Origin of the sequence: Pseudoxanthomonas jiangsuensis (genome assembly GCF_010093185.1) — a bacterium.
GTDB lineage: Bacteria > Pseudomonadota > Gammaproteobacteria > Xanthomonadales > Xanthomonadaceae > Pseudoxanthomonas > Pseudoxanthomonas jiangsuensis.
Window position 1 is genome coordinate 22736 of the sequence record NZ_PDWL01000025.1, and the last position, 13267, is coordinate 36002.

Sequence of the window (13267 nt, forward strand, 5' to 3'; positions counted from 1 at the left end):
GGCGGACCGTCCGTGCCGACCCGCGACCTGGTGCGTCTCCGTGACGACTACGAGCGGATGGCCCGCCAGGCGAGCGAGGCCGCGCGAACCGCGGACGCGGCGCGCCGGCCAGGGCTGCGAGCGCAGGCGCGCGAGCGCAGCGCCATCGCGTCCGACCTGAACGACCTGATCGAGGGAAGGGACCACCCCAGTGCACGACGCAGCTGACAAGGCGGCAGAGGACGAGGAGCGCGCGATGCAGCTGTTCGAGGAGGGATTGAGGGCCCGTCGTAGGCCGATCGACGCCGGATCGATCCAGGTCATCCAGTGCCTGGACTGCGGCGACGACGTGTCGGTGGAGCGGCAGCTGGCCGTGCCCCGTACCCGGCGCTGTACGCGCTGCGCGGCCGAGGTGGAACGCCGATGAACAGCCTGCTGGTCGATCCGTTCTACCAGGTGGCCCTGATCGCGCTGCTGGCCATCGCCCTGGTGCTCGTGGGCGTGGCCATCGGCGGCCTGCTGATCCTGTGGTGGCGTCACGTGGGCCTGGTCGGCCGGGTGACCCGCCTGGAGACGCGCAGCGAGTCCGCCCTGACCCGCGAAGAGCTGCATGCGCTGCAGGAACGCATGTCCGCGGTGGAGACCGAGGCGCGGGCGACGAACCGGCTGGTCCAGACGATGCACGAGTTCCTGTTGGAGAAGGACTGATGAGCAAGACCTACAACGATCACCTGCGGGAGGAGCGCCGACTGGTGCTGCTGCGCCTGCTCGCCGAGCAGGCGGGGTACCGCGCCAACAGCTCCACGCTGCACGCCGGCCTGTCGTTCCTGGCCATTCCGGGCAGCCGCGACGACGTGAACACCGACCTGGCCTGGCTCAAGGACCAGGGCTACGTGGAGATGACCACTGCGCTGGAAGGCGTGCACGTGGTCACCCTGAGCATCCGCGGCCATGACGTGGCCACCGGCCAAGCCATCGTACCCGGCGTGCGCCGGCCCGGCCCGAAGTAAGCCGCCATGGCCACGGGCAAGCGCCAGCGCAAGGGCAAGGTCCACCGCGCGCCTTACCGGGCGCGGCTGGAGGCCCTGCTGCGCGAAGGTCGGCACACCCTGGACGAGATGGTGGCGATCATCCGCGCCGAGTTCCCGGGCGAGGACGTGAGCCGCAGCGGCGTCCACCGTTACGAGCAGGGCATCCGCGACTTCACCGAGCGGATGCACGAGCTGGAGACCTCCGCCCGGGTGATCGCCGAGAAGTACGGCCGGAACGCCGGCGACGACAGCGGCACCCTGCTGGCCAACGCCATGGTGGTGCTGGCCACCGACACCGTGCTCAACCTGAGCGCGCGGGGCAATGCCGACCTGGACGAGGTGCGCAAGGCCAGCCAGATCGCCAAGAACGCCAACGAGGGCAAGCGGGTCAGCCTGGCGGTGCGCCGGCAGATCGAGGCCGAGGCGCGCGAGCAGCTGCAGCGCGAGCAGGCCATGGCCCTGGACAGTGTGGTCAAGTCCGGCGGCCTGTCCGCCGACGCGGCCGAGGACATCCGCAAGAAGATCCTGGGGATCGGGTGATGAGCGCCGACCTGCTGCGGGCCGAGCTGCCCAAGGCCACCGCCGCCACGATCAACACCGCCACCGACGCGGTGTTGTTGCCCTACCAGGCCGCCTGGATCGCCGACGACAGCGACCTGAAGGTTGCCGAGAAGAGCCGCCGTATCGGCCTGACCTGGGCCGAGGCCTCGGACAACGTGCTGATCGCCGCCAAGGCCAAGCAGGCCGGCGGGATGAACGTGTACTACATCGGCTACAACATGGACATGGCCATCGAGTACATCGAGGCCTGCGCCATGTGGGCCAAGATCTTCAACGAGGTCGCCGGGGAGATCGAGGAAGGCGAAGAGGTCTTCAAAGACGGCGACGACGAGAAGGCGATCAAGACCTACACCATCCGCTTCGCCAGCGGCTTCCGCATCGTGGCCTTGTCCTCCCGCCCGGCCAACCTGCGCGGCAAGCAGGGCGTGGTGGTGATCGATGAGGCCGCGTTCCACGGCGCCCTGGACGAATTGCTCAAGGCGGCGCTGGCGCTGCTGATCTGGGGTGGCAAGGTACGGGTGATCAGCACCCACGATGGCGATCAGAACGCCTTCAACGAGCTGGTGAACGAGATCCGGAGCGGCGACCGCAAGGGCCGCGTCCACCGCATCACGTTCAAGGAGGCCATCGAGCAGGGGCTGTTCGGCCGCGTGTGCATGCGCAAGGGCGTGCCTTGGGATGCCGACGCCCAGGCTAAGTGGATCTCGGACGTGTATGCCTTCTACGGTGCGGCCGCGGAGGAAGAGCTGGACGTGGTGCCCTCCCAGGGCACGGGCGCCTGGCTGACCACCGCCCTGGTCGAGGCGCGCATGTACGACGCGCCGGTGCTGCGCTACACCTGCCCCAAGGGGTTCGAGCAGCTGCCCGACGGCGAGCGCTGGCGCCAGGTGCAGGAGTGGCTGGACTCCGAAGTAGCCCCGCGCCTGGCCGCGCTGGACCCGGACCTGACCAGCGTGTATGGCCAGGACTTCGGCCGCACCGGCGACCTGAGCGTGATGGTACCGGCGCAGATCGAGCAGAACCTGCGGCGCAAGGTGCCCTTCGTCCTGGAGCTGCGGAACATGCCGCACCGCCAGCAGGAGCAGGTGGCGAAGTTCGTCATCAAGCGCCTGCCGCGGTTCGTCAAAGGCGCGCTCGATGCTCGCGGCAACGGCCACGCGCTGGCTGAGTTCCTGGCTCAGGAGTTCGGCTATTCGCGCATCGAGCTGGTGATGGCAACCGAGGGCTGGTACCGCGAGCACATGCCGCCGCTTAAGAAGGCGTTCGAGGACGCGACCATCGCGCTGCCGCGCGACAAGGACGTTCTGACCGACCTGCGCGCGGTGAAGGTGATCAAGGGCGTGGCCCGGGTGCCTGACCGCACCGTGGGCAAGGACGGCGGCCAGCGCCACGGCGACGCGGCCATCGCTGTGGCGCTCATGTACTACGCCAGCCGCTTCCCCGGCGCGGAGATCGAGTGGACCGCGCTGCCCCGCGCCAGCCGCGGCTTCGACCACGAGACCGACATCGACAACGACTTCAGCATTCCGGAACAGCAGGCATGGTGACCTCCCGCATCCTCGGCCCCGACGGCCAGCCCATCCGCCTGGCGGACATCGCCGAGCCGCAGACCAGCCAGCTGGGGTTCCTGCACCAGGAGTTCCAGACCCACCCGGCGCGCGGGCTGACGCCCTCCAAGCTCAACAGCATCCTGATCGGCGCCGAGCAGGGCGACGTGATCGCCCAGTACGAGCTGTTCGAGGACATGGAGGAACGCGACGGGCACATCCTGTCGGAGATGACCAAGCGCCGCCGGGTGGTCTCGGGCCTGACCTGGGACGTGGTGCCGCCGGAGGACGCCACCGCGGCCGAGAAGGAAGAGGCCGCGCGCCTGCGCCAGCTGCTCAATGCGATCGAGGACCTGGACGGCATCCTGTTCGACACCACCGACGCGATCGGCAAGGGCTTCAGCTGCCAGGAGATCGAGTGGCAGCGCACGGACGGCAGCTGGCTGCCCAAGTCGATCGAGCACCGGCCGCAGTCCTGGTTCCGGCTGCACCGCGGCTACCGGCAGGAAATCCGCCTGCGGGACAACTCGCCCGAGGGCGCGGTGCTGCGCCCGCTCAACTGGATCACGCACACCCACAAGGCCCGCAGCGGCTACGTGGAGCGGGCCAACATCTTCCGCGCCCTGGTGTGGCCGTACCTGTTCAAGAACTACTCGGTCGGCGACCTGGCCGAGTTCCTGGAGATCTACGGCATCCCGCTGCGCATCGGCAAATACCAGCCCGGCGCCAGCGACAAGGAGAAGACCACCCTGCTGCGCGCCCTGATGCAGGTGGGACGCAACGCGGCCGGCATCATCCCGGACGGAATGAGCCTGGACTTCCACGATGCCGCCGATGGCGATCCGGCTGCGTTCCAGCTGATGATCGACTGGTGCGAGCGCACCGTGTCCAAGGTGATCCTGGGCGCCACCCTGACCAGCCAGGCCGACCGGGGCAGCAACACCAACGCCCTGGGCAACGTCCACAACGAGGTCCGCAAGGATCTGCGCGACGCCGACGCCAAGCAGGTGGCCGCCACGCTGAGCCGCGACCTGGTCTACCCGATCGCGGTCCTCAACGGCATGGCGCGCAACGGCTACGGCCGCTGCCCGCGCCTGGTGCTGGACACGGCAGAGACGCAGGACGTGAAGTCGTTCGCCGAGTCGCTGCCGGTCCTGGCCAAGGCCGGCATGCGGATCGGCGTGGAGTGGGCGCACAAGGAGCTGGGCATCCCGATGGCCGAGGAAGGCGCGCCGGTCCTGCAGGTGACCGAGGCGGCGGTGGCGCCGCCTCCGGCTCCGACCGAAGTGGCCGCCGCCACCGCCCGCATCGCGGCCGCCGCCGCCCAGGTGCGCCCCCGCGACCGCGAGGACCAGCTGGTGGCGCTGCTGGCCGACACGGCCAATCCGGTCGTCTTGGAGTGGGTAGACCAGGTGCAGGCCCTGGTCGATGGCGCCGGCTCCTTGGAGGAACTGCGCGAGGGCCTGCTGCAGCTGCTGCCGGAGCTGGACGCCGGCCGGTTCGCCCAGGTGATGCAGCACGCCCTGGCGATCGCCGGCGCCGCCGGCATGCTCGATGCCCTGGACGAGAGCCGTGCCTGAGATCCGCGGCAACTTCGGTTCGCTGCCGGAGGCCGAGCGCTACTTCCGCGGCAAGGTCAACCTGCCGACCCGCGCGTGGGACGACCTGTGGCAGGGCCAGCACGCTCGCGCCTTCGTCGTCGCCGGCGCCACGCGCGATGCCCTGCTGACCGACCTGCGCGAGGCGGTGGACGCGGCGATCAGCAAGGGCGAGACCCTCGAGGATTTCCGCAAGCGCTTCCGCGAGATCGTGGCGCGCAACGACTGGACCGGCTGGACCGGCGAAGGCACGCCCGGCGGCGAGGCCTGGCGCACCGCGGTCATCTACCACACCAACCTGCGCACCTCGTACATGGCCGGGCGCTGGGAAACGCTCAAGCGCTTCCCGTACCTGAAGTACAAGCACAACACCGTCCGCAACCCGCGCGAAGCGCACAAGGCCTGGGACGGGCTGGTGATCGCCAGCGACGATCCCTGGTGGGAGACGCACTATCCGCCCAACGGCTGGGGTTGCCGCTGCAGCGTGGTCGGTGTCTCGGCCGCCAGGCTGCGGGCCGACGGCAAAACGCCCGACGCGGCGCCGCCGGCGATCGAGGGCGACCCGCCGCCGGAGTGGGCCTACCACGTGGGCCATGCGGCCAGCGGCCAGCACATCGCCGATGCGGCGCTGGCCAAGGACACGGCGACGAAGTGGACCGAGATCCCGGGGCGGACCGCGGCCGACTACGGCCGGCCGGCGCAGCTGCCGCTCGATGCCGCCGCGGCCGCGCCGCTGGCCCGCGCCGTGCGCGACCCGGCCGAGCTGCGGGCCGCCTGGCAGCGGCTGTACGGCAAGGCCACGACCCTGCGCGATCCGTCCGGCGCCCAGGTGCAGCTCACCGACCAGGTGATCGAGCACTGGCTGGAGAAGCCCGGCCGCCTGGACGGGCGCGAGCGGTACCTGCCGCTGCTGGCCGAGACGATCGAGAAGCCGTTCGAGATCTGGGCCAACTTCGCCCGCAACGAGGCCGGCCAGCTCGGGCTGCGCCGCTACTACGTCAAGCGGGTGGAAGTGGTCGAGGACGACAAGCGCCTGGCGCTGACGATGATCGCCGAGGTGCTGCCAGGTGGCGTGTGGGGATCGTTCGATTTCTTCCGCGGCGCCCGGCCCCAGGCGCGATCGCGGCAGGGCGTGCTGGTGTGGGGGCGGCCGGAGTGAGGAGCCTTTGCCTGCAGGCGCGCCAACACGCCCTGCGGCGATCCCTGGGGAGCATCGGGTGGTGGCCCGCTTCCTGGGATGATTGCGGCGAGGCCGCTACACCGGGGGCGGCTGGTCCCCGGCCCGTGATGCGAGGTTAGCATGGCCGACGAACCCCTGATCCTCCACGTCGATGCCGACCAGGCGCTGCGCTGGTTCGGCCGCCTGCAGGCGCGCAGCGCCGATCTGTCCGGCCTGATGGCCGACATCGGCGAATACGAGACCGAGGCGACGCAGGCCCGCTTCGACACCGGCATCGGCCCGGACGGCGTGGCCTGGGAACCGCTGGCCGACGGCAGCGGCCGCACCCCGCTCAACGACACCCGGCGCACGCGCGACGGCATCCACCCGCTCTCCGGGGTGGACTGGGTAGAGATCCGCGCCGACGCCAAGCAGGCCCGCTGGCACCAGGAAGGCACCGACCCCTACGAGATCCACGCCAAGCCGGGCAAGGCCCTGTCGTGGCCCGGCATGCGTACCCGGACCAATGCTGCCGGCGCCGAAGTGCCGGGGTACGTCAAGAAGGTCAACCACCCGGGCCTGCCGGCGCGCCCCTTCATGGGCCTGAGCCAGGCGGACGGCGAAGCCATCGAGCGCCTGGCCGTGGCCTGGCTGGAGCTGGACGAGATCGGCCCCGGAGGCGCCCCCGCCTGAAACGCCCTGTACGGGCCTCGGATGCCCCCCGGGGGCCACCATGGTCCCGGGTCGGGGGTGGTCGGGGCGTCAGGAAGGATTTAAACGGGTTTCAAACGCCGTCCCGTCCCGGCGTGAGGGCGGCGTCAACGCCCGACCCCCGATTTCGCCCCTTGGTGCTATCGTCCGGCCACCTCAGGACGAGGACGCGGCCATGGAAGAGCAGGTGCGCCAGGTGGAGCTGGCGGAGGCGTGGGTCGAGGGCCGGCAGGCCGCCCGCGATGGCGCCCAGATGCAGGACAACCCCCACAGCCCGGACGGCCCCCTGGCCCGATCCTGGGAACGCGGCTGGCGGCAGTGGACCGATGCGTGCAATGACGCGCGTCATTCCCACGCCGCGCGCGACCCGGCCGAAGCTGGCCGGCATGTCGAATCCGACCGCCCGCCGCCGTAACCCCTCCGCACTCGCGGCCGCCGTCGCCCTGGCGGCGTGCAGCTTCGCCCTGCCGCCGCTGGCCGACGGCACCACCATCGAGATGCAGCTGACCCCGGCCGGGGCGTTCAAGCCCAGCGACGGCCGGCCCATGCCGGTGCCCGCCTGGAAGATCGACCAGGCCATCGCCACCCGGGTGATCGGGCGCTTCCAGGCGCGGCGGAACCCGCCGGTGGTCGACTACGAGCACCAGACCCTCCACAAGGAGACCAACGGGCAGCCGGCGCCGGCGGCTGGCTGGATGCGGGCGCTGCAATGGCGCGAGTCCGGCCTGTGGGCGACGGTCGAGCTGACCGCCCGCGCCGCCGAGATGGTCCGCTCCGGCGAGTACGCCTTCGCCTCCCCGGTCTTCCACTACGACCCGCAGACCGGGGAAGTGCTGGCCATCGAGATGGCCGCCCTGACCAACCACGCCGCCATCGATGGCATGGACGCGCTCTCCCTGCGCGCCGCCGCCACGTTCGGCTCCTACGCCCCCGACACCGAAGAGGAAGACCTGATGAATCCCCTGCTCGCCGCGCTGCTGGCCGCCCTGGGCCTGCCCGAGACCACTACCGAGGACCAGGCCATCGCCGCCTGCTCGGCCCTCAAGACCCAGCTGGCTTCCCTGGGCGGCATCGCCAAGGCGGTCGGCGTGGAGGCAGTCGGCGACGGCACCGCCGTGCTGGCCGCCTGCACCAGCAAGCTGCAGGCCGGCGGCGAGCCGGACCCGGCGAAGTACGTGCCGGTGGCGGCGTTGACCGCCGTGCAGAACGAGCTGGCTGCGCTCAGCTCCAAGATCAACCAGGGCGAGGTCACCGCCCTGGTCGAGGCCGGCCTGGCCGACGGCCGCATCCTGCCCGCGATGAAGGACTGGGCCACCGACCTGGGCAAGAAGGATCTGGCCGCGCTGTCGGCCTACCTGGACAAGGCCCAGCCGATCGCGGCCCTGGCCGGCAGCCAGACCAACGGCGAGCCGCCGGCAGGTGGCAAGGACGGCAACGGCCTGACGGGCGCCGAGCTGGCCATCTGCACCGCCGCCGGCGTCGACCCGAAGGACTACGCCGCCGCCAAGGCCGCCTGATCCGCGCCCTGACCTGACCCAAGGAAACCCACATGACTGCTGCTACCGAGGGCCGCAACACCAAGCGGCGCGACTCCACCCTGATCGTCGGCCTGGTCAACGCCGCGGCCGTGATCTACGCCGGCACCCTGGTCACCCGCCTGACCGCCAACGGCAACATCGTCCCCGGCGGCACCGCCAGCGCCGGCCCGGCGGTCGGCGTGGCCGAGGAGACGGTGACCGGCGACGGCGCCAAGACCGTCACCTACCGCCGCGGCACGTTCCACTTCGCCAACAGTGCCAGCGGTGACCTGATCGGCCACGGCGATATCGGCGCCACCTGCTACCTGGTGGACAACCAGACCGTGGCCAAGACCGACAACAGCGCGGCCCGCAAGGCCGCCGGCAAGATCATCGACGTGGACGCCAACGGCGTCTGGGTCGAGGTCGGCTGATCCCCTTCAACCTTCCTCACCAGGACAAGACCCGATGATCATCAACAAGGGCAACCTCACCGCGCTGTTCGTGGCGTTCAAGGCCGCGTTCGCCGCCGGCCTGGGCCAGGCTGCGCCGCAGCTCGACCAGATCGCCACCACCGTTCCGTCCAGCACCTCGGCCGAGGAATACGGCTGGCTGGGCGCCTTCCCGAACATGCGCGAGTGGCTGGGCGATCGCGTCGTCAATGGCATGGCCACCCACGGCTACACCATCCGCAACAAGTCGTTCGAGATGACCGTGGGCGTGCCGCGCCCGGCGATCGAGGACGACCAGTACGGCATCTACTCGCCGATGATGAGCGAGATGGGCCGCGCCGCCGCAGCGCATCCGGATCAGCTGGGCTTCCAGCTGCTGAAGAACGGCGCGGCCACGCTGTGCTACGACGGCCAGAACTTCTTCGACACCGACCATCCGGTGATCGCAGCCGATGGCAGCATCGTCACCCAGGCCAACTGGGACAACAACGGCGGCAGCGGCACGGCCTGGTACCTGCTGGACACCAGCCGCGCGCTCAAGCCGATCATCTTCCAGAACCGGAAGCAGCCCAACTTCGTGGCCAAGACCGGCGAGACCGACGACAACGTGTTCGACCGCAACGAATACGTCTACGGCGTGGACAGCCGCTGCAACGTCGGCTTCGGCTTCTGGCAGCTGGCCTATGGCAGCCGCAAGGCCCTGGACGAGACCAACCTGGTGGCCGCCTACACCGCCATGACCGAACGCCTGGGCGACCACGGCCGGCCGCTGGGCATCAAGCCGACCAAGCTGGTGGTGCCGCCGGGCCTGGAATTCGCCGCGCGCAAGCTGGTCAACGCCACGACCCTGGCCAACGGTGCGGACAACGTGCTCAAGGGTCTGGTGGACGTGGTGGTCTCGCCCTGGCTGGCGTAAGGCCTTCGACCCCGGCCAGCGCGTGAGCGCTGCGTTCGACGCGGCTCCCGATCCGGGAAGGGGCCGCCCCCAGAGGCTACGGGGAGATGGGTGCGGAACGACGGTCCACTCAGCAAGCCACAAACCAAGTCGTGACAGCCGGGAGAGACCGGCACCCCTCCGCAAGCATCGCGCGCGGTCCTTGCGGAGGGGGACGCTTTTCGGTCGCGGGCGCCTCAGAACGCCGCCGGAACCGAGGCGGGAGCTGAACCGCCATAGCCACTCAGCCCGGATCGACGAGCCGGTTATCTCAGTGCCAGGACGGCATGCGCTGCCGTGACAGCCGGGAAAGACCGGCACCCCATTCCCAGGAGCTGCCAATGGCAACCCAGAAGATCATCGTCAAGGCCAAGCCCGAGCGCGGCTTCTACCGCGCGGGCCTGTACTTCACCCGCGAGGGCCGCGAGCTGGACACCGGCGCGCTGACCAAGCGGCAGCTGGAGGCGATCCGCAACGAACCGAACCTGGTCGTGGTCGAGCCGGTCGAGACCGACGCCCAGCGCAAGGCGCGCGAGAAGGCCGAGGCACAGGCCGCCGCCGAGGCCGCCGATGCTGCCGCGCTGGAGCGCGAGCAGACCGCGATCGCCGCGAACCCGGAAGCCTGGGCGACTGCGACCAAGGCCGCCCAGGTCAAGGGCGAGCTCGATGCGAAGGCCTGGGGCAAGTTGCCGGCGGCCGAGCGCGTCACGCTGATCGAGGCGCAGCTGGCGCCGGCGGCCTGACCCATGGCCTACGTCACCCTCCCTCAGCTGGCGGAGATCCCGGGCGCCCTGGAACTGGCCCAGGTGGCCACGAACCAGCACGCCGCCGCGGTGGTCGACGCCACGCTGATGGAGGCGACGCTGCGGGGCAGCGATCGCAGCGCCTGGTCAGCCGATGAGATCGACCAGGCGGACAAGGCCGCCGCCCGCATCAGCGAGGCGGTGGTGGAAGCCGGCGCCGTGATCGACGGTTACCTGGCCAGGCGGTACACGCTGCCCCTGGCCAGCACGCCCGGCATCCTGGTGAAGTGGGCGCGCTCGATCACCCGCTACACCCTGCATGCCGATCGCATCTCCGACGACCGCACCGATCCGGTGGCACGCGACTATCGCGACGCCATCCGCTTCCTGGAGCTGATCGCCGCCGGCAAGTTCAGCCTGGGCCTGGACGACCCCACCACCGGCCCGGCCGCCGCCGGCGAGATCCAGATCAACCCCGGGCACAAGGTGTTCGGCCGCGAGCATCTGCCGTGAGCGTGGCACCGTTCCCGGTCGCCCAGGTGCTGCAGCGGCTGGAGGAGCGCAAGCACCTGATCAAGCTGATCGACGGTGCGGCCGGGCTGCGCGCAGCGTTGGACCAGGCCCCGCGCGTGGCGCCGGCCGTGTTCGTGACCACGGCTGAGATCGGCAAGCCCATCAAGTACACCGGCCCGGTGGCGATCCAGAACTGCGACGTGACCGTGCGTTGTGTCCTGTTCGTCCAGAACCTGCGCGGCCAGGGCTCCGGCGCGGCCGCGGCCGAGGAGATGGCCGCGGTGATCGCCGAGGTGCGCGGCGCGCTGTTCGGCTGGACGCCGGCCGATGCCTTCGACGCCCTGGCCTTCCAGGCCGGTCGCGACGAGTCCTACCACGCCGGCTGGCTGTGCAACCAGCAAGTGTTCGGCACCAACTACCGGATGCAGCAGCAGGTGACCGCATGAGCAAACCCACCCCCACCATCCACGGCGCCTGGCGCGTGCGCAACGGCCAGCTGGTCGATGAGAGCGTCGTGCTGGCGGCCGTGATCGAGCAGACGCCGGAGGCACCGCTGATCGCCTCCGCCGACGTGCGCCAGGGCGGCCCTGGCCTGGCCGTGCCGCCCGCCGATGCGCCCAATCCGCCGCGCCACCGCGGCCGCAACAAGACCCCGTCCAAGGAGTAACGCGCCATGGCGCAGCCCCAACTCGAAGCCTTCAAGAAGCGCGGCCTGGCGCTGGCCCTGCGTGCCTCCGGCACTCCGGGCGTGCCGGTCGTCCCCAGTGCCGCCACCAACGGCATCCTGCTGTTCAATGGCACCTCCGGTACCGAGTTCGACAAGATCGAGCGGCCGGTGGACCGCCCGTTCTTCACCGGCGAGCCGTTCGCCGTGGGCGCCAAGCGTGCCTTCATCGAGGGCGAGTTCGAGCTCTACCCGCCGGCCACGCCCGGCGCGGCCGCCACCAGCGATGCCGACTGCGGCGTGCTGCTGCTGCCGGCCGGCATGACCGTGGTCAAGGACGAGGTCGAAAAGACCACCCGCTACAACCCGGTCAGCGCTGCCATCGCCGTCTCCGATGCGAAGTGGTGGCACGCCGGCACGCTCAAGGCCGTGGACGCCGCCCGCCACAACATCACCAGCCTGGTGCTGGCGGTGGGCGATCGGTTCAAGGGCAACGTGCGGGTCCAGGGCAGCTACGAGACCATCGGCGAGGACGCGCTGCCGAGCATCACCCTGCCGACCACGGTTCCGGTGGTGGCCCGCGCCAGCAACACCGAGACCACGGTGACCGTGCTGCCCGGCGGCACGCCGCTGGTGGTGTGGGCCAAGTCCCTGGGCGTGGACTTCGGCAACACCATCGCCAACAAGGAGTACACCAGCCACCAGGAGAGCGGCATCACCAACCGCACGCCGACCTGGACGTTGCGCCTGGCCAAGACCGCCCTGGCGGACTTCAACCCCTGGACGGTACGCGACGCCGGCACGCTGATCACCGTGGCCCTGCGCCTGAGCCAGGCCGGCAACCTGTACAGCGAGCTGGGCATCCGCGGCCAGATCGAGACGATCAACGAGGTAGAAATCGACGGCGACTACGGCTGGGAGCTGTCCGGCCCGTGCGTGGCCAGCGACACCGGCGGCGACGAGTTCTACATCGAGTTCGGCGACACCTCGGTCTGATCCGCCCTCACAGGAAGCCCCGCCTCGCGCGGGGCTTCTTCTTTCTGCAATGACGCGCGTCATTCCCAACCGCCGCGCGCGCGAGGGCATCGTGACCAGGTCGCCGCCACCAGGCGGCGCCTTTAAACCCCTTCCCAAGAGGATTCGCACGATGAGCAAACTCATCCTGACCGCGATCGACACGATCACCCGCCCGGTGACCCTGCGGCTGCCCACCCAGACCGCCGGCAAGTTCCAGGAGGGCACGATCAACGTCCAGGCCCGCATCAAGACCAAGGACGAGCTGACCGAGCTGGCCGATCGGGGCCTGACCGATCTGGAGTACATCGACTCCCTGGTGGTGTCCGTGGATGGCCTGGGCGATGCCAACGGCAACGCCATCACCGGCGAGGCGGCGCTGCACGAGGTCAAGCACGGCCGCTGGTCGACCTACCTGACCACCGCGATCATCCAGGACTACTTCGAGCAGTTCGGCGACGCCCGCGCAAAAAACTCGAAGCCGTCGCGCGGGCGCTGATTGGGAAGGGTCCACGTGCTGGCGGTGATCGGGACACAGAAGGTCTCGACACCGTCAGCACGGCGGACTTTCTGCGCGACGGGGGCGCCGAGGCGCTCCAGGAAGTGGAAGAGGTCGAGGTCTTCGCCGAGAACTGGAATGCCGTGATGGTGTTCCGCCGGTGCCGCCCCACCTGGCTCACCGGCATGCACGCCCCGATGTACGACGGCATCCCGGCCCTGGAGATCGAATCGGCGTTCCGGCTGCTGCAGATCCCGCCGCAGGACCAGCCCGAAATCCTGGCATGCGTGGACGTGATGGTCGCCGCCACCCGCAGCGCCTACAGCGAAGCCAAACCGTAGGAAT

General features: G+C 70.2%; 20 protein-coding genes. All 20 read left to right on the forward strand.

Annotated features, from left to right (window positions below; genetic code table 11):
- Window positions 1-12 precede the first annotated feature (12 nt).
- The 20 genes from CSC62_RS14165 (at window position 13) to CSC62_RS14260 (ending at window position 13263) form a co-directional block, all read left to right on the forward strand.
- A complete protein-coding gene (locus CSC62_RS14165) occupies window positions 13-207 on the forward strand; it encodes a hypothetical protein (RefSeq protein WP_162407338.1) in 195 nt (64 codons plus the stop codon).
- Entirely contained in the window at window positions 191-406 is a 216-nt protein-coding gene (locus CSC62_RS14170; protein WP_162407339.1) for a TraR/DksA C4-type zinc finger protein, read from the forward strand. The genes CSC62_RS14165 and CSC62_RS14170 overlap by 17 nt, the downstream gene beginning before the upstream one ends.
- Window positions 403-687 carry a hypothetical protein gene (locus CSC62_RS14175; RefSeq protein ID WP_162407340.1) on the forward strand — a complete coding sequence of 95 codons (285 nt, stop codon included), beginning with the start codon at window positions 403-405 and terminating at the stop codon, window positions 685-687. Before CSC62_RS14170 ends, CSC62_RS14175 begins: the two co-directional genes overlap by 4 nt.
- A complete protein-coding gene (locus CSC62_RS14180) occupies window positions 687-989 on the forward strand; it encodes a VpaChn25_0724 family phage protein (RefSeq protein WP_162407341.1) in 303 nt (100 codons plus the stop codon). Before CSC62_RS14175 ends, CSC62_RS14180 begins: the two co-directional genes overlap by 1 nt.
- Window positions 990-995: 6 nt before the next feature.
- The gene (locus CSC62_RS14185) at window positions 996-1550 is read left to right on the forward strand and encodes a phage protein Gp27 family protein (protein ID WP_162407342.1); all 555 of its coding nucleotides are present in this window, start codon (window positions 996-998) and stop codon (window positions 1548-1550) included.
- Entirely contained in the window at window positions 1550-3118 is a 1569-nt protein-coding gene (locus CSC62_RS14190; protein WP_211369018.1) for a hypothetical protein, read from the forward strand. The genes CSC62_RS14185 and CSC62_RS14190 overlap by 1 nt, the downstream gene beginning before the upstream one ends.
- On the forward strand, window positions 3112-4698 hold the full coding sequence (locus CSC62_RS14195) for a DUF935 domain-containing protein (protein WP_162407343.1): 1587 nt from the start codon (window positions 3112-3114) through the stop codon (window positions 4696-4698). The genes CSC62_RS14190 and CSC62_RS14195 overlap by 7 nt, the downstream gene beginning before the upstream one ends.
- Complete coding sequence (locus tag CSC62_RS14200) at window positions 4691-5875, forward strand: PBECR2 nuclease fold domain-containing protein (RefSeq protein ID WP_162407344.1); 1185 nt, start codon at window positions 4691-4693, stop codon at window positions 5873-5875. The genes CSC62_RS14195 and CSC62_RS14200 overlap by 8 nt, the downstream gene beginning before the upstream one ends.
- A gap of 141 nt (window positions 5876-6016) precedes the next feature.
- Window positions 6017-6568: a phage virion morphogenesis family protein gene (locus CSC62_RS14205; protein WP_162407345.1), complete on the forward strand. Its 552-nt coding sequence runs from the start codon at window positions 6017-6019 to the stop codon at window positions 6566-6568.
- A 193-nt stretch (window positions 6569-6761) separates the two neighbouring features.
- The gene (locus tag CSC62_RS14210; protein WP_162407346.1) at window positions 6762-7001 is read left to right on the forward strand and encodes a ribosome modulation factor; all 240 of its coding nucleotides are present in this window, start codon (window positions 6762-6764) and stop codon (window positions 6999-7001) included.
- Entirely contained in the window at window positions 6973-8103 is a 1131-nt protein-coding gene (locus tag CSC62_RS14215) for a phage protease (RefSeq protein ID WP_162407347.1), read from the forward strand. The genes CSC62_RS14210 and CSC62_RS14215 overlap by 29 nt, the downstream gene beginning before the upstream one ends.
- Before the next feature lie 32 nt (window positions 8104-8135).
- Complete coding sequence (locus tag CSC62_RS14220) at window positions 8136-8537, forward strand: hypothetical protein (protein WP_162407348.1); 402 nt, start codon at window positions 8136-8138, stop codon at window positions 8535-8537.
- 34 nt (window positions 8538-8571) lie between these two features.
- Window positions 8572-9471 (forward strand): Mu-like prophage major head subunit gpT family protein, encoded by a 900-nt coding sequence (locus CSC62_RS14225; RefSeq protein ID WP_162407349.1) that lies wholly within the window; start codon window positions 8572-8574, stop codon window positions 9469-9471.
- Between the two features lie 359 nt (window positions 9472-9830).
- Window positions 9831-10232: an HI1506-related protein gene (locus CSC62_RS14230; RefSeq protein WP_162407350.1), complete on the forward strand. Its 402-nt coding sequence runs from the start codon at window positions 9831-9833 to the stop codon at window positions 10230-10232.
- A 3-nt stretch (window positions 10233-10235) separates the two neighbouring features.
- Entirely contained in the window at window positions 10236-10745 is a 510-nt protein-coding gene (locus CSC62_RS14235; RefSeq protein WP_162407351.1) for a gp436 family protein, read from the forward strand.
- Window positions 10742-11191, forward strand: a complete 450-nt coding sequence (locus CSC62_RS14240) for a phage tail terminator protein (RefSeq protein WP_162407352.1) — start codon at window positions 10742-10744, stop codon at window positions 11189-11191. The genes CSC62_RS14235 and CSC62_RS14240 overlap by 4 nt, the downstream gene beginning before the upstream one ends.
- Window positions 11188-11412: a hypothetical protein gene (locus CSC62_RS14245; RefSeq protein WP_162407353.1), complete on the forward strand. Its 225-nt coding sequence runs from the start codon at window positions 11188-11190 to the stop codon at window positions 11410-11412. Before CSC62_RS14240 ends, CSC62_RS14245 begins: the two co-directional genes overlap by 4 nt.
- 6 nt (window positions 11413-11418) lie before the next feature.
- Window positions 11419-12405 (forward strand): hypothetical protein, encoded by a 987-nt coding sequence (locus CSC62_RS14250; RefSeq protein WP_162407354.1) that lies wholly within the window; start codon window positions 11419-11421, stop codon window positions 12403-12405.
- Window positions 12406-12556: 151 nt separating this feature from the next.
- Window positions 12557-12922 (forward strand): hypothetical protein, encoded by a 366-nt coding sequence (locus CSC62_RS14255; RefSeq protein ID WP_162407355.1) that lies wholly within the window; start codon window positions 12557-12559, stop codon window positions 12920-12922.
- A 104-nt stretch (window positions 12923-13026) separates the two neighbouring features.
- A complete protein-coding gene (locus tag CSC62_RS14260) occupies window positions 13027-13263 on the forward strand; it encodes a DUF1799 domain-containing protein (RefSeq protein ID WP_162407356.1) in 237 nt (78 codons plus the stop codon).
- The last annotated feature ends 4 nt before the right edge of the window (window positions 13264-13267 follow it).